17 protein-coding genes are annotated in these 22623 nt (G+C 75.1%); 10 read left to right on the top strand and 7 right to left on the bottom strand.

What is annotated here, in order from left to right; genetic code table 11:
- The first annotated feature begins 153 nt into the window (after positions 1 to 153).
- A complete protein-coding gene (locus tag ACFT55_RS09195) occupies positions 154 to 1668 on the top strand; it encodes a family 43 glycosylhydrolase (protein WP_380243514.1) in 1515 nt (504 codons plus the stop codon).
- Positions 1668 to 3692, top strand: coding sequence for a DUF6807 family protein (locus ACFT55_RS09190; RefSeq protein ID WP_380243513.1), 2025 nt, complete (start codon positions 1668 to 1670; stop codon positions 3690 to 3692). The genes ACFT55_RS09195 and ACFT55_RS09190 overlap by 1 nt, the downstream gene beginning before the upstream one ends.
- A gap of 7 nt (positions 3693 to 3699) precedes the next feature.
- Here ACFT55_RS09190 and ACFT55_RS09185 read toward each other — a convergent pair whose 3' ends face one another.
- Positions 3700 to 4557, bottom strand: a complete 858-nt coding sequence (locus ACFT55_RS09185) for an alpha/beta fold hydrolase (protein WP_380243512.1) — start codon at positions 4555 to 4557, stop codon at positions 3700 to 3702.
- Between the two features lie 61 nt (positions 4558 to 4618).
- Between ACFT55_RS09185 and ACFT55_RS09180 the strand changes: the two genes are divergently transcribed.
- The 3 genes from ACFT55_RS09180 (at position 4619) to ACFT55_RS09170 (ending at position 6496) form a co-directional block, all read left to right on the top strand.
- Positions 4619 to 5062: a MarR family transcriptional regulator gene (locus tag ACFT55_RS09180; protein ID WP_380243511.1), complete on the top strand. Its 444-nt coding sequence runs from the start codon at positions 4619 to 4621 to the stop codon at positions 5060 to 5062.
- Between the two features lie 64 nt (positions 5063 to 5126).
- On the top strand, positions 5127 to 5738 hold the full coding sequence (locus tag ACFT55_RS09175) for a hypothetical protein (protein WP_380243510.1): 612 nt from the start codon (positions 5127 to 5129) through the stop codon (positions 5736 to 5738).
- Positions 5735 to 6496, top strand: a complete 762-nt coding sequence (locus tag ACFT55_RS09170; protein ID WP_380243509.1) for a glycosyltransferase family 2 protein — start codon at positions 5735 to 5737, stop codon at positions 6494 to 6496. Before ACFT55_RS09175 ends, ACFT55_RS09170 begins: the two co-directional genes overlap by 4 nt.
- 39 nt (positions 6497 to 6535) lie before the next feature.
- Here the strand turns inward: ACFT55_RS09170 and ACFT55_RS09165 are convergent, their stop codons facing one another.
- Positions 6536 to 7888 (bottom strand): MFS transporter, encoded by a 1353-nt coding sequence (locus ACFT55_RS09165; RefSeq protein WP_380243508.1) that lies wholly within the window; start codon positions 7886 to 7888, stop codon positions 6536 to 6538.
- A gap of 208 nt (positions 7889 to 8096) precedes the next feature.
- On the opposite strand from ACFT55_RS09165, the gene ACFT55_RS09160 reads away from it, so the two are divergent.
- Positions 8097 to 8630, top strand: coding sequence for an ATP-binding protein (locus ACFT55_RS09160; RefSeq protein ID WP_380243507.1), 534 nt, complete (start codon positions 8097 to 8099; stop codon positions 8628 to 8630).
- Here ACFT55_RS09160 and ACFT55_RS09155 read toward each other — a convergent pair.
- The 5 genes from ACFT55_RS09155 to ACFT55_RS09135 form a co-directional block, all read right to left on the bottom strand.
- A complete protein-coding gene (locus ACFT55_RS09155; protein WP_380243506.1) occupies positions 8627 to 10072 on the bottom strand; it encodes a rhamnulokinase family protein in 1446 nt (481 codons plus the stop codon). The genes ACFT55_RS09160 and ACFT55_RS09155 overlap by 4 nt on opposite strands.
- Complete coding sequence (locus tag ACFT55_RS09150) at positions 10069 to 12135, bottom strand: bifunctional aldolase/short-chain dehydrogenase (protein ID WP_380243505.1); 2067 nt, start codon at positions 12133 to 12135, stop codon at positions 10069 to 10071. The genes ACFT55_RS09155 and ACFT55_RS09150 overlap by 4 nt, the downstream gene beginning before the upstream one ends.
- An 87-nt stretch (positions 12136 to 12222) precedes the next feature.
- A complete protein-coding gene (locus ACFT55_RS09145) occupies positions 12223 to 13134 on the bottom strand; it encodes an alpha/beta hydrolase (protein ID WP_380243504.1) in 912 nt (303 codons plus the stop codon).
- Between the two features lie 2 nt (positions 13135 to 13136).
- Positions 13137 to 14318, bottom strand: a complete 1182-nt coding sequence (rhaI, locus tag ACFT55_RS09140; RefSeq protein WP_380243503.1) for an L-rhamnose isomerase — start codon at positions 14316 to 14318, stop codon at positions 13137 to 13139.
- Positions 14319 to 14549: 231 nt separating this feature from the next.
- Positions 14550 to 14924, bottom strand: a complete 375-nt coding sequence (locus tag ACFT55_RS09135) for an L-rhamnose mutarotase (RefSeq protein WP_380243502.1) — start codon at positions 14922 to 14924, stop codon at positions 14550 to 14552.
- 89 nt (positions 14925 to 15013) lie between these two features.
- Between ACFT55_RS09135 and ACFT55_RS09130 the strand changes: the two genes are divergently transcribed.
- The 4 genes from ACFT55_RS09130 (at position 15014) to ACFT55_RS09115 (ending at position 22495) form a co-directional block, all read left to right on the top strand.
- Complete coding sequence (locus tag ACFT55_RS09130; protein ID WP_380243501.1) at positions 15014 to 16033, top strand: LacI family DNA-binding transcriptional regulator; 1020 nt, start codon at positions 15014 to 15016, stop codon at positions 16031 to 16033.
- A 139-nt stretch (positions 16034 to 16172) separates the two neighbouring features.
- On the top strand, positions 16173 to 18242 hold the full coding sequence (locus ACFT55_RS09125) for a beta-galactosidase (RefSeq protein WP_380243500.1): 2070 nt from the start codon (positions 16173 to 16175) through the stop codon (positions 18240 to 18242).
- The gene (locus ACFT55_RS09120) at positions 18242 to 20692 is read left to right on the top strand and encodes a hypothetical protein (protein ID WP_380243499.1); all 2451 of its coding nucleotides are present in this window, start codon (positions 18242 to 18244) and stop codon (positions 20690 to 20692) included. Before ACFT55_RS09125 ends, ACFT55_RS09120 begins: the two co-directional genes overlap by 1 nt.
- 129 nt (positions 20693 to 20821) lie before the next feature.
- Positions 20822 to 22495: an ABC-F family ATP-binding cassette domain-containing protein gene (locus ACFT55_RS09115; RefSeq protein WP_380243498.1), complete on the top strand. Its 1674-nt coding sequence runs from the start codon at positions 20822 to 20824 to the stop codon at positions 22493 to 22495.
- The last annotated feature ends 128 nt before the right edge of the window (positions 22496 to 22623 follow it).

Raw genomic sequence — 22623 nt, 5'->3', positions numbered from 1 at the left:
TCCTGGGCCCGGACGAGCCCCCAGCGCTACGTCGGCGACCAGATGTGGGGGGTACGACGATGGGAAACCGGTTGCTAGGCTGACGTCGCGCGGCGGTAACCGGTTTCCCGCATCGGACCGCCGTCTGTCCCAGCGACGTGACGGAAGGCGACCATGACCCACTACAGCAACCCGGTCCTCGACGCGGACTGGCCGGACCCGGACGCCGTCCGGGTCGGCGACGACTACTGGCTGATCGCGTCCAGCTTCCACCGCGCCCCCGGGCTGCCCGTGCTGCACTCGCGCGACCTCGTGTCCTGGGAGCACGTCGCCAACGCGCTTCCCGCGCTGCCCCCGGAGGGCCACTACGCGCTCCCCCGGCACGGGTCCGGGGTGTGGGCACCGAGCCTGCGCCACCACGACGGCCTGTTCTGGATCGTCTACCCGGACCCCGACCACGGGATCTTCGTGCTCACCGCCGAGGACCCGCGCGGCCCCTGGTCGCAGCCGTGGTGCCTGCTGCCCGGCAAGGGGCTCATCGACCCGTGCCCGCTGTGGGACGACGACGGTCGCGCCTACCTGGTGCACGGGTGGGCCAAGAGCCGTGCCGGGGTGAAGAACCGGCTCACGGTGGTCGAGGTGGACCCCGCCCTGCGGCGGGTGGTCGGTCCGCCCCGCACCGTCGTCGACGGCGACGAGCTGCCGGGCTTCCGCACCCTGGAGGGCCCCAAGCTGTACCAGCGCGACGGCTGGTACTGGATCTTCGCGCCCGCCGGCGGGGTCGCGACCGGCTGGCAGACCGCGTTCCGGTCCCGGTCGGTGTGGGGCCCGTACGAGCACCGCGTCGTGCTTGCCCAGGGCGACACCCCCGTCAACGGCCCGCACCAGGGCGCGTGGGTCGACACCCCCGACGGCACCGACTGGTTCCTGCACTTCCAGGACCGCGGCGTCTTCGGGCGCGTGGTCCATCTGCAGCCCATGGGGTGGGACGACGACGGCTGGCCCGTGGTGGGCGACGGCGGGACGCCGGTGCTCACCCACCCGACCCCGGTCCCCGGCGCGGAGCCGGGCGAGCCCGTGCGCAGCGACGACTTCACCACCCCGGGCCTGGCACCCCGCTGGCACTGGCAGGCCAACCCCGACGACGCCTGGGCGGTGGCCGACGGCGGCGGCACCCTGTTCCTGCCCGCGCAGCCGTCGCCGCGGGGGAACCTGCGCGACCAGGGCGCGGTCCTGAGCCAGCAGCTGCCCGGGCAGCCGAGCACCTGGGAGACCAGGGTCGTGCTGACGGCCGACGCGCCCGGCACCCGGGCCGGCGTCGTCGTCCTCGGCCGCGAGTACGCGTGGGCGGGGCTGGTCCGCACGCCCGGCGGCGTGGAGGTCACCGTCCGGCGCGGCGGCACCCACGGCGACGAGGAGATCCTCACCCAGGAGCCGGTGCCGGCCGGCGCGTCGAGCGTCCTGGTCCGCGCCGCCGTCGACGCCGACGGCGCCGTCACGTGGGGGTGGCGGACCGGCGCCGACGCGCCCTGGCACGAGCCCGCACCGCCGTGGCAGGCGCACGTCGGGCACTGGGTGGGCGCGGACGTCGGCCTCTTCTCGAGCGTCCCGCTCGGCAGCGCGGCGGGCGACGCCGACGGCGGCACGTTCGGCCCGGTCCGCGTCACCGTGGCCGGGAAGGACGCGTGATGCAGCGCTCCGGCGGGCCGACCATCGACGAGGTCGCGGCGGCGGCGGGCGTCTCCCGGGCCACCGTCTCGCGGGTGATGAACGACCGGGCCACGGTGGCTCCGGACATCGCCGAGCGGGTGCGCGCCGTCGCCCGGGAGCTGCGGTACCAGCCGAGCCGGGTGGCACGCAGCCTGTCGCTGGGCCGCACGAACTCCGTCGCGCTCGTGGTGCCCGACCTCGCGAACCCGATGTTCCAGCAGATCCTGCGCGGCACGATGGCGGCGGCCGCCCCGCACGACTATCGCGTGCTGGTGGCGGAGACCGCGGAGAACACCCGGGACGAGGCCGAGGTCGCACTCGAGGCGCGGCAACGCTGCGACGCGCTCGTCCTCGCGGCGCCCCGCACGTCGGAGGACGCGCTGCGGGAGCTCCTGCCGCGCCTGGAGCCGGTCGTCGTGATCAACCGGCACGTGCCGGGCGGCACCGTCCCGACGGTGCGCGTCGACTACGGCGCCGGGGTGCGCAGCATGGTGGACCACCTGGTGGCCCTCGGGCACCGGGAGCTCGCCTACGTCGCCGGGCCGCCGTCGAGCGCGTCCAACGCCCTGCGGGTGCGGGCGCTCGACGACGCGCGCCACCGGTACCCGGGCCTGCGCGTCACGACCGTGCCCTGCGGCCCCACCGTGGACGCCGGCTACCGCGTGGCCGACCGGGTGCTCGCCACCGGCGCCACAGGGGTCGTCGCGTTCAACGACCTGGTCGCGTTCGGGCTGCTCGCGCGCCTCAACGAGGCCGGGGTGGCCGTGCCCGGCGACCTGTCGATCGGCGGGTTCGACGACATCGAGCTCGCCCGGTACGCGACGCCGTCGCTCACGACGGCGGCCGTGCCGCAGGCGGACCTCGGGCGGCGCGCCTGGGAGCTGCTGCACGCGCGCGTGCTCGGCGTCGAGCGCACCCGGCTCGGTGCGGAGGGCGTCGCCCTGCACATCACGCCGGGCCTCGTGGTGCGGGGCAGCACCGGGCCGGTGCCGCCCGCGCGGCACCGTGACGCCGACGCCGCGGGCTCCGCGGACCGGTCCGAGGCCGAGACGGCCCGGTGGCGCGCCGCCGACGACGAGTGGGTGCTCGCCACCGCGGACGGCCGCGCCCTGGGCCGGTACTCCGGCGGCACGACGATGCCGGGCGTGCACAGCCCGCGCCCCTTCCTGCACCCCGTGCACTCGCTGGACGGGGTGGCGATGACGGCGATGAGCCCCGTGGACCACCGGCACCACTACGGGGTGTCGCTGGCCGTCGCGGACGTGAACGGCACGAGCCACTGGGGCGGCCGCACCTACGTGCGAGGCCAGGGACCGACCCTGCTCGCCAACCACGGCCGCCAGGAGGTCACCGCCACGGTCGTCACCGACGACGGCACCACCCTGGAGCAGCGGCTGCGCTGGCTCGACGCACGGGGCGGCGTCCAGCTCACGGAACGTCGGCGCCTCGCCGCGGCCGTCCTGCCCGGCGCCGACGCCTGGGCGCTCGGCTGGCACAGCACCCTGCGCGCCGGTGACACCTACCTGGAGATCGGCAGCCCCGCCACCCACGGCCGCCCCGGCGCCGGCTACGGCGGCTGGTTCTGGCGGCTCCCCACGGGCGACGAGGCGCGCGTCGTCACCCCCGACGGGACGGACGTGCACGGCTCCCGCCACCCGTGGGTGGCGGTCGCCCGTCGCACGGGTGAGGCGTGGTCCACCCTGGTGCTCGTTCCCCGGAACGACGACGCCTCCGACCCGGCATCCGACCAGGCATCCGACCAGGCCCCCGACCAGGCACCCGACCCCTGGTTCGCGCGCGTCGGTGACTACGTCGGCCTGGGGCCGGCACTCGCCTGGGACGCCGTGCGGCGGGTGCCGGCGGGGACGGAGCTGGTGGTCCACGTGGTGGCGGCCGTCGTCGACCGGAGGCTCGACGCCGACGACGCGCAGGCCGTGGCGGACCTCGCCGTGTCCCGGGTCGGAGCCGTGCAGGGCACCGACGCCCTGGCGGCCGGCGCCTGACGGCTGCTCAGGCCGGGCGACGCGCGGTGGCCGCCTCCGTGGCGGCCGCCGGCTCGCCGAGCACCTCGAGCAGGCGGCGCGCGTAGGCGCGCGGGTGGCTCAGGTTGCCGTTGTGGCCGCCCGGGAAGAGCCGGACCGGGCTGGAGACCACGGCGGCGAGCGCCTCGGCACAGCGACGGTCGAAGACGCCGCCGGAGGTCGCTTCTCCCGCGGCGGGGACCACCCGGGTGCCCAGGCCGACGAGCAGCCCGGGGTCGAGGCGGTCCTCGATCGCGGCCGTGAAGTCGTGGCGGATGAAGTGGTCGAAGTTCGCCGCGCGGCCGGCATCCATCGGGAACGCGGTCAGCCCAGGCTCGCTCTGGGCGCCCGACGGGTCGATGTCCAGCGACCGGACGATGGCGGGCAGGGCGCCGGCGAGGCCGCCGGCGCGGTACGCGTCCTGGATCTCGACGAGCTCGCGGCGGTGCTGCTGCGCCTCGTCGTGCGGCAGGAGCCACGGCGCGATCGGCTCGTGTGCGACGAGGGTGCGCAACCGTCCCGGGCGAGCCACCGCGAGATGGAGGCCGATGACCGCTCCGAGGCTGCAGCCGAGCATCACCACCGGCCCGTCCGTCACGTGCGCGAGGAGCCGGTCGAGGTCGTCGGCGTGGTCGGCGATCGACGCTCCCCGGTCGGGATCGTGGGGTCGGCTCCGGGACAGGCCCCGCCGGTCGTAGGTGAGGACCGTGAAGTGGTTCACCAGTCGCGGGACGAGGTCTGCGGTGCGGTCCGCGTCCCCCTCCCCGCTCTGGGAGATCACCAGGAGCGGGCCGGACCCGACCGTCTGGAAGTGGATGCTGGCCCCGGGAACCTCGATCTTCGGCATGCCGTGAGATTACATCTAGTTCGATACATCGCACCAGATGCTTTTCGCCTAGACTGGCGCGATGAACGGAGTCGACCTGTTCCTGCTGGGGCGCGCCCTGATGAAGATCGGGCAGGACGCCCTGCCGGAACCGCCCGGGGGCGAGGCGGGCCACGCCGGCAGCGCGCGCGTGACCTTGATCGTCGCCGCCGACGTCGCCGAGCACGCCAGCACGACCGTCGGCGAGATCGCCTCGCGCACCGGCCTCCCCCAGAGCCAGGTGTCGACCGCGGTGGCACGGCTCAAGGTGGCCGGCGCGGTGCGGACGGCGAGCGACCCCGCGGACCGGCGGCGCACCCGTGTCGAGCGCGAGCCGGGTGCCTCGGCCCGGCTCGACGAGATCCGGTCGACGACGATCGTCCCCGCGCTCGCACGCCACCTGGGCACCGGCGAGGAGGACGCCGCGCGGGTGGCAACCCTCCTCGACGAGGTCGGCGCCGCGCTCCTGCGCGGCCGGCCCGTCTGAGACCGCCGCCGGGAGCCTCTGGCGCCGACGGGTGGGCAGCCGCCGGTGCTGCCTAGGCTGGCGCATGACCTCGGCACCCCGGACCGCACCCTCCGCGGCGGCCTGGCGCGCCGCGCCGGGGCGACCGACGTGGGGCATCGTGCTCGGCGACGCCGTGCGGGTCGCGGCCCTGGCGAGCGTCCTCGTGGCCGCGGCGACGTCGGGCGGGGTCGCGGCGGCGCTGTTCCTCCTCGTCCTCGGCGGCACGATGGTGCCGCGGGCGACCGGCGCACCCGCGGTGCTCGACGTCGCGTGCGGCGCGGCGGTGCTCGTGGCCGCGTGGTGCGCCGTCCTCGGCCTGTACGAAGCGGTCGCAGGGCTCGACCTGCTGGTGCACGCCGTCGCGACCGGCGCGCTCGCGGCCCTCGGCCACCACGTGCTGGCCCGCGCCGGTGTCACCGTCTCCCCCGTCCGGCCCCGGGCGTCGGCCGCGGTGACGGTGGTCGGCCTCGGCGCCCTGCTCGCCGTCGTGTGGGAGCTGCTCGAGACCCTCGGGCACGCCCTGGTCGACGAGAGCATCCACGTGACGTACCTCGACACCATCGGCGACCTCGCCGCGGCGCTCGTGGGCAGCCTCGCGGCGGCGGCGCTCGTGGCCCGCGCGACCGCCCCCGCTGCGGGCGAGGAGCGCGCGTGACCGGCCGGTCGCGGGTCGCGCCCCCGCCGCCGGACGGCGCGCTGCCGACGGTGTCCGTGGTCGTCCCGGCCCGGGACGACGCGGTCGCCCTGGAACGCTGCCTCGCGCTGCTCACGGCGCAGACGCTCCCGCCGCTCGAGGTCGTGGTGGTGGACAACGCGTCCGTCGACGACACCGCCGGCGTCGCACGACGGGCCGGCGCGGTCGTGGTCCACGAGCCCCACGTCGGCATCCCGGCAGCGGCAGCCGCCGGGTACGACACGGCGCGGGGCGACGTCGTGGCGCGGCTCGACGCCGACTCCCAGCCCGGGCCCGACTGGGTGCGCACGGTGGCGGAACGCCTGGCCGCCGACCCCTCGGCCGACGCCGTCACCGGCGTGGGCACCTTCACCGACCTGCGGGCCGGTCGCTGGGCGTGCGCCCTGTACCTCGGCACGTACTACGCCAGCACCCGGATGGCGCTCGGCCACACCGCGCTGTGGGGCTCCTCCATGGCCCTGCGTCGCAGCACCTGGTGGGCCGTGCGGGACCAGGTCGAGCGCCGCGACCCGGAGGTGCACGACGACCTGGACCTGGCGTTCGCGCTCGGGCCCCGGCGGCGCATCGTGCGCGACCGGCGGCTGCGCGTCGGAGTCTCCGCCCGCTCGCTGCGGCACGCCCGCCGCCGGCGGCTGGCCCGGGCGGTGCGCACGCTGCGGCTGAACTGGTCGGTCGCGCCGCCGTGGGAACGATGGCGCGAGCACCTCGCGCGGCCATGACCGCGCCCGCTGGACCGTGGACGGCCCGGAGGGGGCGTCCTAGGGAGTCGCGCCAGGTGTCGCGGCCGGCGTCGTCGCCGGTGTCGTGGCCGGTGTCGTGGCCGGTGTCGTGGCCGGTGCCGTGGCGAGCGCCGTGCCGTTCACCCGTGGCGAGACCCGACGTTCGAGCATGAGCGCGGCGGCGGCGAGAGCCGCGCAGCCCAGGACGACGACGGCGATGAAGGCGCCCGGCAGGTGGTGCTCCAGCAGGAACCCGGCCACGACCGGGCCGGCGATCGTGCCCGCCTGGAACGCCCCCGAGTTGACGGCGTTGTACCGGCCGCGCAAGTGGTCCGGGGCCATGTCGTTGGTGATCGCGGGCAGGGCCGACTGCAGCAGCGTCTCTCCGAGCCCGAAGAGCCCGTGGAACAGCAGGACCCCGGCGACGGCAGCGACGCTGCCGGGGACGAGCCCGGTCGCGCCGAGGATTCCCCACGCGACCGCCCAGATCACGGCCATCACCACGAGCACGCGCGTGCGACGTCGCCCCTTCGCGCGGTTCATGACCCAGAACTGCAGGGTGACGATGACCACCGTGTTCACCACGAACGCGAGGCCGATGACGCGCGTCGAGACCTCGGAGGCCTGCCGGGCGAACGCTGGGAACCCACCCTCCATCTGCCCGTACCCGACGAACGAGGCGAACAAGGACAGGACAGTCAGCCAGAGCACCTCGGGCCGGCGCAGGATGTGCAGGTACCCGGCCGCGGGCGCGCCGTCCTGGGTCGCCGGACGCTCGACCCTGCCTCGGAGGGAGCGCAGGGGCACGAGGAGGACGACGACGGGTGCGAGGAACGTCGCGGCGTTGATGAGGAAGGCGGCCACGAAGGTGCCGGGCCTCTCGACGTCCACCATGAAGCCGCCGACGACGCCGCCCACGCCGACGCCGAGGTTGAGCAGGGCGAAGTTCACGCCGTAGTAGCGCTGCCGCAGGTCGCCCTGCACGACGGTGGCCACGAGCGTGTTGATCGACGGCCAGGCCACGCCGAGCTGGACGCCGAAGAGGCACAGGGCGACGCCGGCGACCGCCGGGGCCGTGGCGAACGCGAGGAGCGTCAGCCCGGCGATCCCCGCGACGAGGCCGGTGAGCACCACGGCGCGGGCACCGTACCGGTCCACCAGCGTCCCCGCGGGGCCTGTGACCACGAGCCCCACCACGGCGATCAGGCCCATGAGCGTGCCGGCCGTGCCGAGGGTGAACCCCCGCACCTCGTGCAGGTAGATGATCGTGAACGGCAGCGTCAGGCCGCGGCCGAAGAACTGGACGACGACCGTGGACAGCAGCCAGCGGCCGTCACGAGGAAGCTCGTGCCAGAAGGCCAGGGCGCCGGAGCGTGCGAAGGTGCGAGGCACCGGGTGATCCTCTCCTGCGCCACCGACACGGGGCGAGCGGTGATCGGACAGGGCAGCCGGGGCGGTGCCGTGCCCCACGGGCGCGCGGGACAGGGCACGGGGCAGTAAGGTCGACGACGGACTCGGCTGCGGACGCAGCCTCGAGGCACGGTCCCACACCCTTCAGCGCAGGAGGCGGCATGGTTCAGGGCGTGCGTCGGTGAACCCGGTGGAGGCATGCCCTCCCGGGCGGCTCGACGTCGTCGGATCCTGGACCCTGCGCACCGTCGACCAGCTCTCCGACGTGCGGGCCGAGCTGGAGTCGCAGCTGCCGTGCGACTGTCCCGCCGCCCGCATCGGCCCGTCGGAGGACGCCGGCGGGCTGTCCGGCACGCAACGCATGGTGCTCGTCGCGAGCGAGCTGGTCGCCAACGCGCTGGAGCACGCCCGCCCGCCCGTCGTCGCACGGCTGCTGTGCGACGGGTCCGTGGCCGTTCTCGACGTCGTGGACCGCAGCCCCGACGAACCGCCCGTCGTCCCCGTGGACCGGCAGCTCGGCGAGGGCGGGCACGGCCTCCGGCTCGCGAAGACGGTCGCGGACCGCGTCGGCTGGTACCGCGCGGGGGCCGAGAAGCACGTGTGGGCCCAGTTCTCGGTGCCCACGCCGGACGGCGCGGCGGACGGCCCGGCCACGAACGATCTGGCCACGGCCGACCGCGCCACCGACGGCCTGACCGCGACCGGGGCGCCGGACCGCTCCTAGCGCGGCGTGTAGCGCTCGGGCGGGAACGCGGCGAGGACGATCGCGCGCAGGTCCTCCAGGTCGCCCTCGACCAGGCCGCGGGCGCGTGCCTGGACCAGAAGGTTCCCCACGGCGGTCGCCTCGACCGGCCCCGCCACCACCGGCAGCCCCGAGCGGTCCGCCGTCGCCTGGCAGAGCAGCGTGTTCTGCGCGCCACCCCCCACCACGTGGATCGCCGACACGGTGCGGCCGGCCAGCCGCGCCGCCGTCGCGACGGCGTCCGCGAACGCCTGCGCGAGGCTCTCCACGATGCTGCGCACGTACTCCCCGCGCGTGCCGGGCACCCGCTGGCCGTGCTCGCGGCACCAGTCCGCGATCCGGCCGGGCACGTCGCCCGGCGGCAGGAAGCGGGGGTCGTCGACGTCGAACACGGCGACGGGCCCGGTGACGCGCGCCGCCTCCGCCAGGAGCTCCTGCAGGGTGCTCGACCGCTGCGCGGCGGTCGACTCCCGCTCCCACGTGCGGATCGACTCGGACAGCAGCCACAACCCCATGACGTTGTGCAGGAACCGCGTGCGGCCGTCCACGCCGCCCTCGTTGGTGAAGCCGGCGAGGCGGGCGTCCTCCGTGAGCACGGGGGCGTCGAGCTCGAGGCCCACCAGGCCCCACGTGCCGCACGAGACGTACGCGACGTCGCGGTCCGTGGCAGGCACCGCGACGACGGCCGACGCCGTGTCGTGCGAGCCGACGGCCGTGACCTCCAGCGCCCGCCCCACGACCTGCGCGACGTCGGGCGCGAGGACGCCCAGCGACGTCCCAGGGTCGACGACCGGCGGCAGGACACGCGCGGGGATTCCGAGCAGGTCGGCGAGCGCCGTGTCCCACTCCCCCGTGCGGGCGTCGAGCAGCCCGGTCGTGGAGGCGTTGGTGCGCTCGGCGACCTCCGCCCCGGTGAGCCAGTGCGCGAGGAGGTCGGGCACCAGCAGGGCCCGGTCGGCGAGGTCGAGCAGCGGACCCTCCGTGGCGAGCTGGAACACGGTGTTGAACGGCAGGTGCTGCAACCCGTTGCGCGCGTACAGCGCGGCGGCGTCCACCTGGGCGTGCACCCGCTCCACGCCGGCGGCGGTCCGCGCGTCGCGGTAGTGGTACGGCACGCCGAGCAGCCGCCCGTCGCGCAGGAGGCCGTAGTCCACGGCCCACGAGTCGATCCCGACGCCGAGGATCTCCCCCGGCGCCTCGCGCTCCGCCGCGGCCAGCCCCTCCAGCACCTGGCGGTAGAGCTCCAGCAGGTTCCAGTGCAGGCCGTCCGGCGTGCGGACCGGCTCGTTGGGGAACCGGGCCACGTGCTGCAGCCGCAGCCCGCCCGCGCCGAACCGGCCCAGGATGACGCGCCCGCTGGTGGCGCCCAGGTCGACGGCGGCGAGCGTCCCCTCCCGCGCCCGCCCCGCCGTCGCGCCTGTCACCGCAGGAACGCCTGCGCCACGCCCGCGTCGACGGGCACGTGCAGGCCGGTCGTGTGCGAGAAGTCGCTGGTGCACAGCGCGTACACGGCGTTCGCGACGTGCTCCGGGAGCACCTCCCGCTTGAGCAGCGTGCGCTGGGCGTAGAACTTGCCCAGGTCCTGCTCCTCGATGCCGTACGTCTTGGCGCGGTTGGCGCCCCAGCCGGAGGCGAAGATGCCCGACCCGCGCACGACGCCGTCCGGGTTGATCCCGTTCACCTTGATGCCGTGCTCGCCGAGCTCCGCGGCGAGCAGCCGCACCTGGTGGGCCTGGTCGGCCTTGGTGGCCGAGTAGGCGATGTTGTTGGGCCCTGCGAACACGGAATTCTTCGACGAGATGTAGACGATGTCGCCGCCGAGCTTCTGGTCCACGAGGACGCGTGCCGCGTTCTTCGCGACGAGGAACGAGCCCTTCGCCATGACGTCGTGCTGGAGGTCCCAGTCCGCCTCGGTCGTGTCGAACAGAGACTTGCTCAGCGACAGGCCGGCGTTGTTCACGACGATGTCCACGCCGCCGAAGGCGAGGACGGCCTCGGCCAGCGCGGCCTGCACGGCGGCCTCGTCGGCCACGTTCGCGGCGAGGCCGACGGCGACGTCGGTGCCGCCGAGCTCGGCCGCGGCGGCCTGCGCCTTCTCCAGGTCCAGGTCCGCGACGACGACGCACGCCCCCTCGGCCGCGAGGCGGGTGGCGATGGCCTTGCCGATGCCGGACGCGGCACCGGTGACGAACGCGATGCGCGTGGCGAGCGGCTTGGGCTTCGGCTTGCGCTGCAGCTTGGCCTCCTCCAGCGCCCAGTACTCGATGCGGAACTTCTCGGACTCGTCGATCGGGGCGTAGGTCGACAGGGCCTCCGCACCGCGCATGACGTTGATCGCGTTGACGTAGAACTCGCCCGCGACCCGCGCCGTCTGCTTGTCCGCGCCGTAGGAGAACATGCCCACGCCGGGCACGAGGACGATCGCGGGGTCGGCGCCGCGCATGGCGGGCGGCTCCTCGCCGCGGGCGCGGGCCTCGGCGGCGCCGCGCTCGTAGTAGGCCGTGTAGTCCGCGCGGTACGCCTCGTGGAGCGCGGGCAGGCGGTCGACGATCTCCTCGACCGTCGCGGTCGCCGGCAGGTCCACGACGAGCGGCTTCACCTTGGTGCGCAGGAAGTGGTCCGGGCAGCTCGTGCCGAGCCCGGCCAGGCGCGGGTGCTCGGCGCTCGCCAGGAAGTCGAGCACGACGTCCGCGTCGGTGAAGTGACCGACCTGCGGCCGGTCGTGGGACGCGACGGCGCGCAGGTGCGGGGCGAGGGCGGCCGCCTTGGCGCGGCGCTCGCCGTCCGGCAGGGCGGCGTGGTCCTCCAGCGCGGGGCCGAAGGGCTCGGGCGACCCGTGCTCGGCGATGTACGCGGCCGCGGTCTCGATGATCCACAGCGAGCTCGCCTCGGCCTCCTCGGCCGTGTCGCCCCAGGCGGTGATGCCGTGACCGCCGAGCACCGTCCCGATCGCGTCGGGGTGTGCGGCCTTGATCTCGGCGATGTCGAGGCCGAGCTGGAAGCCGGGCCTGCGCCACGGCACCCACACGACCTTGCCGCCGAAGATCTTCTCCGTCAGCCCCGGTCCGTCGGCGGCCGTCGCGATCGCGATGCCCGCGTCCGGGTGGAGGTGGTCGACGTGCGCGGCGTCGACCAGGCCGTGCATGGCCGTGTCGATGCTGGGGGCTGCGCCGCCCTTGCCGTGCAGGCAGTAGTCGAACGCGGCGACCATCTCGTCCTCGCGCTCGACGCCCGGGTAGACGTCGACCAGCGCGCGCAGGCGGTCGAGCCGCAGGACGGCGAGACCCTGCGCCGTGAGGGTGCCCAGGTCGCCGCCGGAGCCCTTGACCCACAGCAGCTCCACGTCCTGGCCGGTGACGGGGTCCGGTGCGGTCCCCTTGGCGGACGTGTTGCCGCCGGCGTAGTTGGTGTTCCGAGGGTCGGCGCCCAGGCGGTTCGACCGCGCGACGAGGGCCTCGACGGTCGGGGTGGCGGTCTGGTTCGTCATCGGTGCTCCGGTGATCGGTCCGTCGGCCGACGGACGTGAGTGGGTGCGGGCGGTTCGGGTGGGCAGGGTCGGCTGGGTCGACGGGCCTCAGCGGGGCGGCTCGTGCGCCGTGGTCAGCCACGCGGCGAACCGCGCGAGGGTGCGGGCGCAGCCGGGGTCCTCGGGCTGGTTGAGGTGCCCGTGGAACGTGTCGTCCTCGCGGACGACCACGACGTCGACGCCGGCGGCGCGGAGCTCGGCGGCGAAGGCCTCGCCGCCCGAGCGCAGCGCGTCGTGGTCGGAGTTGACGATCAGCGTGGGCGGCAGGCCCGTGAGGTCCTGCCCGCCGGGGAAGGCGTACGGCGACGTCGCTGCGCCGTCGTGGCCGAGGTAGTTCGCGTGCATCGCCCGGACCGCCGCCGGCGGGAAGTTCCGCTCCGGCGGCAGGGCGGCGATCTTGGCGGCGAGCTCCGCGGAGGGTGCGGGCAGCACCTGGTGGGTCACCGGGTAGGCGAGGACGAGGGTGGACGGCGTCGGCACGCGTGACGGCGCGTCGACGAGCGTGCCGAGCGGCACCGCGCCGTCGCGCAGGCGCAGCGCCGCCCCGGCAGCGAGGTCGCCGCCGGCGCTCGCGCCACCGAGCGACCAGCGGTCGGCCGGGACGCCGAGGTCCGCCGCCGCGCCGGTCGCCCACGCGAACGCGAACGCGACCTCCTCGGACGGCACCGGGAACCGCACGCCGTCCGCCCCGGGCACGGCCTGCGGGTCGCGGTAGTCGATCGGCGGGACGAGCCGGTACTCCACGCTGACGACGACGACGCCCGCCGCCGCGAGGCTGCGCGCGACACCGTCGGCCTCGGGCATGTCGAGGTCGCCGTGCACGAACGCGCCGCCGTGCGCCCAGACGAGGCCCGCCACGGTCGCTCCCGCGGGACGGTAGACGCGCACCCGCAGGTCACCGTGCGGTCCGGCGAGGACGTGGTCGCGGACGCGGAGCTGGTCGGCCGCCGTCGTCGTCATGCTCAGGCGCCCCAGCCCGCCTGCGTGCCGCCCACGCGCGCGGCGGCGATCTTGTCCAGGTAGCCCGAGGCGGCGAACGCCCGCATCGGCGCGGGGTCCAGGCCCTGCTCGGTGCGCAGGTCGGCGAGGAGTCCGCGGACGTCCGTGTTGTACGCGTCCATGAGCACCCCGTGCGCGCCGAGCACGTCGCCCGCCCGCTGGGCCGCGTCGAGCGCCTCGGCGTCGACCAGCAGCGCCTTCGCCGTGGCCTCCTGCACGTTCATGACCGAGCGGATCTGACCGGGGATCTTGTCCTCGATGTTGTGGCACTGGTCGAGCATGAAGTTGACGCCCGACTCCGGGCGGAGCGCGTCGGCCTCGACGATCTCGTGCATGATCCGGAACAGCTGGAACGGGTCCGCGGCGCCGGCCATGAGGTCGTCGTCGGCGTAGAAGCGCGAGTTGAAGTCGAAGGCGCCGAGCCGGCCCTGGCGCAGCAGCTGGGCCACGATGAACTCGATGTTGGTGCCGGGGGCGTGGTGGCCGGTGTCGAGCACGACCTTCGCGCGCTCGCCGAGGGCGAGGCAGTGCAGCAGGGACGTGCCCCAGTCCGGCACGTCCGTGTGGTAGAACGCCGGCTCGAAGAACTTGTACTCGAGCACCATGCGGTGGTCGTCGTCGAGCTCCTCGTAGACGGCGGCGAGCGACTCCGCGAGCCGGTCCTGGCGGGCGCGGATCGAGTCCTGACCGGGGTAGTTGGTGCCGTCCGGCAGCCAGATCTTCAGCTCCTTGGACCCCGTGGCACGCATGACGTCGATGCACTGCACGTGGTGCGCGACCGCCTTGCGGCGCACTGCCGGGTCGGCGTGCGTGAGCGAGCCGAGCTTGTAGGCGTCGTCCTGGAACAGGTTCGAGTTGATCATCCCGATGCTCACGCCGTGCTCCTTGGCGTGCCGGGCCAGGTCGGCGAAGTCGTCGACCAGGTCCCACGGGACGTGCAGGGAGACGCGCGGCGCGATGCCCGTGAAGGCGTGCACCTGCGCGGCGTCGGCGATCTTCTCGTAGGGGTCCCGGGGGGTGCCCGGCGTGCCGAAGACCTTGAACCGGGTACCCGAGTTGCCGAACGCCCACGAAGGCAGCTCGATGGTCTGCTCGCCGAGGGCCTTGCGCAGCCGTGCGTCGAGCACGGGCGTCGTCGCCGTCATGTCTCCTCCTCGTCCGCGCTCCCTCGCGCGGTGCTGGTGCGACCCGTCGTGCGCCGGCCGCTTTGAATCGTTTCATACACTAAGCCGGTGTCCGGGCGGCGTCAACCACCCGCCGACCTGTCAGAACCACGCGCTGCCCTGCCACCACCTGGCTCTGACAGCTCCAGGTGCCGGGAAGTTGTCAGACTCACGTGCGCACAGGGCCGGACGTGGGTCTGACAGCTCGCGGGATCAGGCGGTGCGGCGGGCGGCGTCGAGCTGCCTCTCCAGGTGGAAGACCTCCTCGAGCTGGACGAAGCCCTCGTCCGGGCGGCCGTCGGACGGCTCGAAGAAGTCCTGCATCGCCGCCTGCCAGCGCTCGTTCACCTCGCGGGCGGCCATGTCCCGCTGCGCCCGCTCGTAGTCGTCCGTCCGCAGGATGCCGACGAGCAGCCCGTCGGCGCCGAGGAAGAGGCGGTAGTCGTGCCATCCCGTCTCGGCGAGTGCCTCGAGCATGTCGGGCCAGACGGCGGCATGAGCCGCCCGGTACTCGTCGAGCCGGTCGCGCCGCACCCGGGACACGAAACAGACGTGCGTCGTCGCGCCGTCGTCGATGAAACGGTTCATACGATGAACCTAGCAACACCGACCTGCGCACAGGTACCTCTACGCTGAAGCCCAGGCGTGACGAGGCGCCCGGACCCGAGGAGCAGCACATGACGACGACCGCCCCCCGCCGCCGCGCGTCGATCAGCGACGTCGCGCGCCAGGCCCAGGTGTCGGTCGGCACGGTCTCGAACGTGCTCAACCGCCCGGACCGGGTCTCCCCGACGACGCGCGAGCGCGTGCTCGCCGCCATCGAGGACCTCGCCTTCGTGCCGAACGGCTCCGCGCGCCAGCTGCGCGCGGGCACGCTCACGACGGCGGGCGCCATCGTGCTGGACGTCTCCAACCCGTTCTTCACGGACGTGGCCCGCGGCATCGAGGACCGCCTCGAGGAGGCGGACTACACGCTCATGCTGGCCAGCTCGGACGAGAACCCGGAGCGCGAGGCGCGCTACCTGCGCCTCTTCGAGGAGCACGGCGTGCAGGGCGTGATGGTGGTGCCGGCCACGGACGACGTCGAGCACCTGGAGACCCTGCGGGCGCGCGGGCTGCGCGTGGTGCTGCTCGACCGGCCGTCACCGGTCGAGACCCTGTCGTCGGTGGCCGTGGACGACCGCGCCGGCGCCGGGGCGGCCGCCCGCCACCTCGTCGGGCTGGGGCACGAGCGCATCGCCTTCCTCAACGGCCCCCACACGATCCGCCAGTGCGCCGACCGCAGCGAGGGCCTGCACGACGCGCTCGTCGACCTCGGGCTCGACCCCGGGGAGGCGCTCGTCGAGATCACCGTCGCGACCCTCAACGCCGACGGCGGCCAGGCCGGGACGGAGCAGGTGCTGGCGCTGGCCGATCGCCCGACGGCGACGATGTGCGTCAACGACCTCACCGCCCTGGGCGTGCTGCGCACGCTGCGCACCGCCGGCGTGCCCGTGCCGTCGGGCATGGCGGTGGTCGGGTACGACGACGTCGCCTTCGCCGGCGAGCTGGCGACCCCGCTGACGTCGGTGCGCCAGCCGACGCACCAGCTGGGCCACCGCGCCGCGGACCTGCTGCTCGACCCGGACGACGCCGTCGAGCAGGTGACCTTCCAGCCCGAGCTGATCGTCCGGGAGTCGACGACCGGCGTCGGCTGACACCCGATGTCGAACAGGTGGTTGTTCACCGAATACAGCGTCATTCGGTGAACAACCACCTGTTCGGCATCTCGGCGGGGCCTGGTTCGAGACCCGGCAAGCGCTTCCCGATTGAATCGATACATGACAGACTAGGGACATGCGACGACGCACGACACCGGAGTCCACCCCGTCCCCCCGCCCCTGGAACGCCGACCTCGTGGGCCTCGGCTTCGGCGGCGACTACAACCCCGAGCAGTGGCCGCAGGACGTGCGTCTGGAAGACCTGGAACTCATGCGCGAGGCGGGCGTCAACATCCTCAGCGTGGCGATCTTCTCCTGGGCGACCATCGAGCCGCGCGAGGGCGAGCTGGACTGGGGCTGGCTCGACGAGACGATGGACCGCCTGCACTCCGCGGGCATCCGCGTGGCGCTGGCCACCGCCACCGCGTCGCCGCCGCCTTGGCTGACCCGCCAGCACCCGGAGATCCTTCCCCGCCTGGCCGACGGCACCGTGCTGCACCAGGGCGGCCGCCAGTCGTACTCGGTCACCCACCCCGTGCACCGCGACTACGCGCTGCGCATGACCACCCGCATCGCCGAGCGGTACCGCGACCACCCCGCGCTCGCCGTCTGGCACGTCGACAACGAGATCGGCTGCCACGTGCCGCGCGACTGGTCGGACGCGGCCGCGGCCGCGTTCCGGGAGTGGCTGCGTGCCCGGTACGGCAGCGTCGACGCGCTGAACGAGGCGTGGGGCACGGCGTTCTGGTCGCAGCGCTACGGGTCGTTCGACGACGTGCTGCCACCGCTGACGGCGCCCACGTTCGCCAACCCGACGCAGCAGCTCGACTTCGACCGGTTCTCCTCCGACGCCCTGCTCGACTACTACCTCGACCTGCGCGACACGCTGCGCGAGATCACGCCGCACGTGCCCGTCACGACCAACCTCATGGCGACCGCGCACACCAAGGGCATGGACTACTTCGCGTGGGCGCCCGAGCTGGACGTCGTCGCGAACGACCACTACACGATGTCGGCGGACCCCGAGCGCCACGTCGGCCTCGCGTTCTCCGCCGATCTCACGCGCGGCGTCGCGGGCGGCGCCCCGTGGATCCTCATGGAGCACTCGACGTCCGCCGTGAACTGGCAGCCGCGCAACACGCCGAAGGCGCCGGGCGAGCTGCTGCGCAACTCGTTGCAGCACGTGGCCCGCGGCGCCGACTCGGTCATGTTCTTCCAGTGGCGCCAGTCCCGGGCCGGCGCCGAGAAGTTCCACTCGGCGATGGTGCCCCACGCCGGGCGCGACTCCGACGTGTGGCGCGACGTCGTGACGCTCGGGCGCGCGCTGCGGGCGCTCGGCGAGGTGCGGGGGTCGCGCGTGCGCTCGCGCGCGGCCGTCGTCGTCGACTGGCCGTCGTGGTGGGGCGCCGAGCTCGACTCGCACCCCTCCGGGGACCTGCGCTACATGGACCAGGTCCAGGCCTGGTACCGGGCCCTGTGGCGGCTCGGCGTCACGACCGACCTCGTGCCGCCGGGCGCCGACCTCGACGGCTACGACCTCGTCGTGCTGCCCACCACCTACCTCGTCACCGACGCGGACGCCGCGAACGTCGCGGCCGCCGCGGAGCGCGGCGCGACCGTGGTGGTCACGTACTTCTCGGGCATCGTCGACGAGCACGACCACGTGCGGCTCGGCGGCTACCCCGGCGCGTTCCGCGACCTGCTCGGCGTGCGCACCGAGGAGTTCCACCCGCTGCAGGAGGGCGTGCAGGTGCGCGTGGCCGGCAAGGCGGTGGGCAGTGACGCGGGCGCCGACCTGTGGACAGAGAAGACCCGGGCCGCGGACGGCACCGAGGTGGTCGCGGCGTACGGGGACGGCGTCCTCGCGGGGTGGCCGGCGGTGACCCGCCGCGAGGTGGGGTCCGGGCGGGCCTGGTACGTCGCGACGCGGCTGGACGAGGCGGGCCTCGGCGCGCTCGCGGAGCAGCTCGTGGCGGAGGCCGGCGTCGGGCCCGACGTCGTCGCGCCGGCCGGGGTGGAGGTCGTGCGGCGGTGGTCCGAGGACGGCGCGACGTCCTGGCTGTTCGCGATCAACCACACCGAGACGGACGCGACCCTCGGCACCGGCGCGACGCCCGTGACGGGTACCGAGCTGCTGAGCGGCGACGTCGTCGACGGCGTGCTCCCGGTGCCGACGGGGGCGGTGCGTGTGGTGCGGGTCGGCTGATGCCGCGGCGCTCCCCCGACGGCCCGGTGGGCCCGTACGCGTTCGTCTTCTGGAACGACGACCTGGACGACGACGGCGTGCGGGCACAGCTGGGCGAGCTCGCCGGGGCGGGCTTCGTCGGGGTGACGCTCAGCGCGCGGGTGGGGCTGAGCCGCCGGGTCGGGTACCTGACCCCGGAGTACCTGCGCCTGGTGCGCGTGGCGGTGGACGAGTGCGCGCGCCTCGGCCTGGCGGTGATCCTCTACGACGAGGCGTCGTACCCGTCCGGCTCGGCGAACGGTGCCGTGGTGGCGCGCGACCCGGCGTTCGTCGCCCGCTGCCTGGTGCCGGTGACGCACGACGTCGTCGTCCCGGGCGGCGGTGGCGAGGTCGGCGGTGGCGAGGCCGGCGGTGGCGAGGTCGACTACTGGCGCCCCGCGCTGGGCCGCGACCTGGACGCGCGGCTGCTGGCCGTCGTCGCGCGCCGTGACCCGGAGGAAGGGCGCGACGTCACGCGAGACGGCGCGGGCGTGCTGCTGCCGGTGCGCGCCCCGGGGCTGGTGCGGCTCGACCTGCCGCCGGGCGCCTGGACGGTGACGGCGGTCTTCGACGCGGCGAGCGGCGGCACGATCCGCGGCGCGCACGCCGAGCAGGACGACGGGTCCGCGCTGGCGCCCGCCGCCGCGGACCTGCTGCACCCGGGCGCCGTCGCCGCGTTCCTCGAGCTGACCCACGACGCGTACGCCGCCGCGCTGGGCGAGCACCTGGGCACGACGGTCGTGGCGATGTTCACCGACGAGCCCTTCCTGCTGGGCCGCGGGCACCGGCCCCTCGCCCGCCCGTACACGCCGGGGCTGGAGTCGGAGGTCGCGGCAGCGCTCGGCGTCGACGTCGCGGACGTGCTGCGCCGCCTGCCCGCGCTGTGGGACGGCGGCGAGGAGACGCGCCCGGGCGGCACCGACCCCGACGCGACGGGGTTCGTGCGCGCCTACGACGACGCCGTGCGGGCGCGGCTGCACCGCGTGTACTACGACGCGCAGGCCGCATGGTGCGCCCGGCACGGCATCGCGCTGACCGGGCACCCGGCGGAACCGGACGACCTGGGCACCGCGGCGCGGATGGACTGGCCGGGGCAGGACACGGTGTGGCGGTGGGTGCTGCCGGGGGACGGCTCGGCGCTGGAGGGGCCGGAGAGCACCGCTCCGAAGGTCGCCGCGAGCGCCGCGCGGGCGCGCGGCGGGGCGCCGGCGGTGACGGAGGTGCTCGGCGCGTACGGGTGGCGGCTGAGCCTGGACGAGGCCCGCTGGCTGCTCGACTGGTACCTGAGCCGCGGCGTGACGACGCCCGTGCTGCACGCGTTCTTCGCGTCCGTGCGCGGCGGGCGGGCGTTCGAGAGCGAGCCGGACCTGGGCCGGTGGAACTCGTGGTGGCCGCACCTGCCGCCGCTGGTCGGGTATGTGCGGCGGGTGGCGGAGCTGCTCGCCGCCGCGCCGCCCGTGTGGTCGGTGGGGGTGCTGAGCCGGCCGGACGCGGTGCCGTCAGGGCCGGTGGTGCGGGCGCTGCTGGAGGCACAGCTCGACTTCGGCTACGTGGACCGCGAGGACCCGGACGTCGCGGCGGGGTACGCCGTGCTGGTGGACCCGGCCGACGGCGTGCCGGGGGTCGTCGCCCTCAAGGCCCGGCTGTGCGCGGCGGGCGTGCCGGTCGTGGACGCCGCGCCCGCGGCGCCGGACCTGCGGGCGGTGGTGCTCGGCGGGGGCGCGGGCTACGTCTTCTTCCACGAGGGCGAGGAGCCGGTGCGCACCGCGTTGCGGCTCCCGCCGCTGCCGGACGACGCGTGCTGGTGGGACCCGTTCACGGACGGACGTCGCGCCGTCGAGCGGGACGACGACGGGCGGGTCGTGCTGGTGCTGGAGCGGCGCCGGACGCTCGCGCTCGTGCGCGCCGCCGGGCGCCCCGTGGCGACGGCCGCGACGTCCGCGACGTCCGCGCCGACCGCGCCGACCGCGCCGACCGCGCCGACCGCGCCGACCGCGCCGACCGAGGGCCACCGCGTCGAGGTCTCCGGCTGGCGCGGCGTGGTGGCGCGGGCGGTCGGCGACCTGGCCGCGACCCAGGACGACGACGGCGCGGCGGTCCCGACCGTGCTGGGCCTGGGCGACTGGGCTCGCGAGCCGGCGCTGCGGCGGTTCTCCGGGTCGGTGCGCTACACGGCCGAGGTGGACGTGCCGGAAGGCGCGGGCGCGGCGCGCCTGGACCTCGGGACGGTGGGTGACGCGGCGACGGTGTGCGTGGACGGCGTCGTCGTCGGGCACGCGCTGACCGCCCCGCACGTGCTCGACCTGGCACCGGGAGTGCTGCGCCCCGGCCGCCGCACCCTGGAGGTGCTGGTGAGCAACAGCGCCGCGAACTACTACGAGGGCGACCGCCGGCCGTCGGGGCTGCTGGGGCCGGTCGCCCTCTCCTGGTAGCACCGCCCGACCGCTCACCACAATCACCTGGTGCGTCCCGGCACCGGGACGTAGGGTGCACGGCGATGAGATCCCTGTGAGCAGTCCCGCGCCGCCGCGTCGAACCTCCGCTCCGGGAAGGAGTCCCCCGTGGACCCGTCACAGCTCACCCTCACCGACATCACCCTGCGCTACGCCGACCGCGTGGTGCTGGACCGCCTCTCCCTGACGGTCTCCCCCGGCGAGCGCGTCGGCGTGGTCGGCGACAACGGCTCCGGCAAGAGCACGCTCCTCGCCGTGGTCGCGGGCACGCTCCTCCCGCAGAACGGCACCCGCACGGTGCGCGCGCCGGGCGGCACCGGCTACCTGCCGCAGTCGCTCGACCTGCCGCCGTCGAGCACCGCCGCCGAGGCCATCGACCACGTGCTGGCGGACGTGCGCGCCCTCGCGGCGGAGGTCGCCGCCCTCGAGGACCGGCTCGGCGCGCTCGACGGCGCCGACCTGGACGACGCGCTGCGCCGGTACGCGGACCTCACCGCACGCTTCGACGCCCGCGACGGGCGTGGCGCCGACCGCAGGGTCGACGTCGCGCTGCACCGGCTCGGGCTCCCCCACCTGGACCGCGCGCGCCCGCTCGGCTCGCTCTCCGGCGGCGAGCGCTCCCGGCTCGCGCTGGCGGCGACGCTCGCGGCCGACCCGGAGCTCCTGCTGCTCGACGAGCCCACCAACGACCTCGACGACGACGCGCTCAACTGGCTCACCGGCCGGTTGCGCGACCACGACGGGACGGTCGTCGCCGTCACCCACGACCGGGCCTTCCTGGCGGACCTCACGACGACGCTGGTCGAGGTCGACGGCGGCCGCGCACGCCGGTACGGCGCGGGATGGTCGGGCTACCTGGCCGCGAAGGAGACCGAGCGCGAACGGGCCCGGCTCGCGTGGGAGCGGTGGCGCGCGGACGTGGACCGCCAGCAGCGCGTCGTCGACACGAACGCGGAGGCGATGGAGCAGATCCCCCGCAAGCTGCCGATGGCGTCGTTCGGGTCGGGCGCCTTCCGGTCCCGGTCACGCACGCACGGGGCCACCGGCCGCATCCGGCGCGCCAAGGAGCAGGTGCGGCGCCTCACCGCGGATCCGGCCGAGCGGCCCGCGGACCGTGCCGAGTTCCGGACGGACGTCGCCACGGCGGCGGTCGACGCCGAGGCCGACGGTGCGCCCGCGATCGGCCTCGCCGACGTCGTCGTGCACGGGCGCGGCGGCGTGCCGCGTCTCGCGGTGCCCCACCTCGTGGTGGGCCACGGCGAGCACGTGCTGGTGACCGGGGCCAACGGCGCGGGCAAGAGCACCCTGCTGGCGGTGGTCGCGGGCGAGCTCGCGCCGGACGCCGGCGCGGCGCGCGTCTCGGGCGTCGTCGGGCACCTGCGCCAGGTGGGGACGCTGACGTCGCGCGACACGCGCACCGTGCTGCACGGCTTCGCCGCCGGCCGCCCAGGCGACCTGGAGGAGCACGCCGAGGCCCTGCTCGGCACAGGGCTGTTCCGCCCGGAGGACCTGCCGCGCCCGATCGCCGAGCTGTCCCAGGGCCAGCGGTCGCGGCTCGAGCTCGCCCGCGTCGTCACGACCACCACCGACGTGCTGCTCGTCGACGAGCCGACCAACCACCTCGCCCCGGCGCTCGTCGAAGAGCTGGAGTCGGCGCTCGCCGCGTTCGCCGGCACCCTCGTGCTCGTCTCGCACGACCGCACCATGCGCGAGCGGTTCCGCGGCCGGCGCCTCGTGCTCGACGGCGGCCACGTCGTCGAGGACACCGGCTCGCCGAGGTAGCACCCCCACTGCCGAGGTAGCACGCACCGTGCCGAGGTAGCACGCACCGTGCCGAGGTAGCACGCACCGTGCCGAGGTAGCACGCACCGTGCCGAGGTAGTTCGTGACACGAAGTCACGAACTACCTC

The sequence above is a fragment of the Isoptericola sp. NPDC057191 genome, assembly GCF_042670225.1.
Lineage (GTDB): Bacteria > Actinomycetota > Actinomycetes > Actinomycetales > Cellulomonadaceae > Isoptericola.
This window is presented reverse-complemented; position numbering and strand designations above follow the sequence as displayed.

Bases quoted from the DNA above. Each gene is read 5' to 3' on its own strand.
- ACFT55_RS09180 (WP_380243511.1), top strand. From the start codon at position 4,619: ATGAACGGAGTCGACCTGTTCCTGCTGGGGCGCGCCCTGATGAAGATC.
- ACFT55_RS09190 (WP_380243513.1), top strand. From the start codon at position 1,668: ATGCAGCGCTCCGGCGGGCCGACCATCGACGAGGTCGCGGCGGCGGCG.
- ACFT55_RS09135 (WP_380243502.1), bottom strand. From the start codon at position 14,924: ATGAACCGTTTCATCGACGACGGCGCGACGACGCACGTCTGTTTCGTG.
- ACFT55_RS09195 (WP_380243514.1), top strand. From the start codon at position 154: ATGACCCACTACAGCAACCCGGTCCTCGACGCGGACTGGCCGGACCCG.
- rhaI (WP_380243503.1), bottom strand. From the start codon at position 14,318: ATGACGGCGACGACGCCCGTGCTCGACGCACGGCTGCGCAAGGCCCTC.
- ACFT55_RS09130 (WP_380243501.1), top strand. From the start codon at position 15,014: ATGACGACGACCGCCCCCCGCCGCCGCGCGTCGATCAGCGACGTCGCG.
- ACFT55_RS09175 (WP_380243510.1), top strand. From the start codon at position 5,127: ATGACCTCGGCACCCCGGACCGCACCCTCCGCGGCGGCCTGGCGCGCC.
- ACFT55_RS09120 (WP_380243499.1), top strand. From the start codon at position 18,242: ATGCCGCGGCGCTCCCCCGACGGCCCGGTGGGCCCGTACGCGTTCGTC.
- ACFT55_RS09125 (WP_380243500.1), top strand. From the start codon at position 16,173: ATGCGACGACGCACGACACCGGAGTCCACCCCGTCCCCCCGCCCCTGG.
- ACFT55_RS09150 (WP_380243505.1), bottom strand. From the start codon at position 12,135: ATGACGAACCAGACCGCCACCCCGACCGTCGAGGCCCTCGTCGCGCGG.
- ACFT55_RS09145 (WP_380243504.1), bottom strand. From the start codon at position 13,134: ATGACGACGACGGCGGCCGACCAGCTCCGCGTCCGCGACCACGTCCTC.
- ACFT55_RS09185 (WP_380243512.1), bottom strand. From the start codon at position 4,557: ATGCCGAAGATCGAGGTTCCCGGGGCCAGCATCCACTTCCAGACGGTC.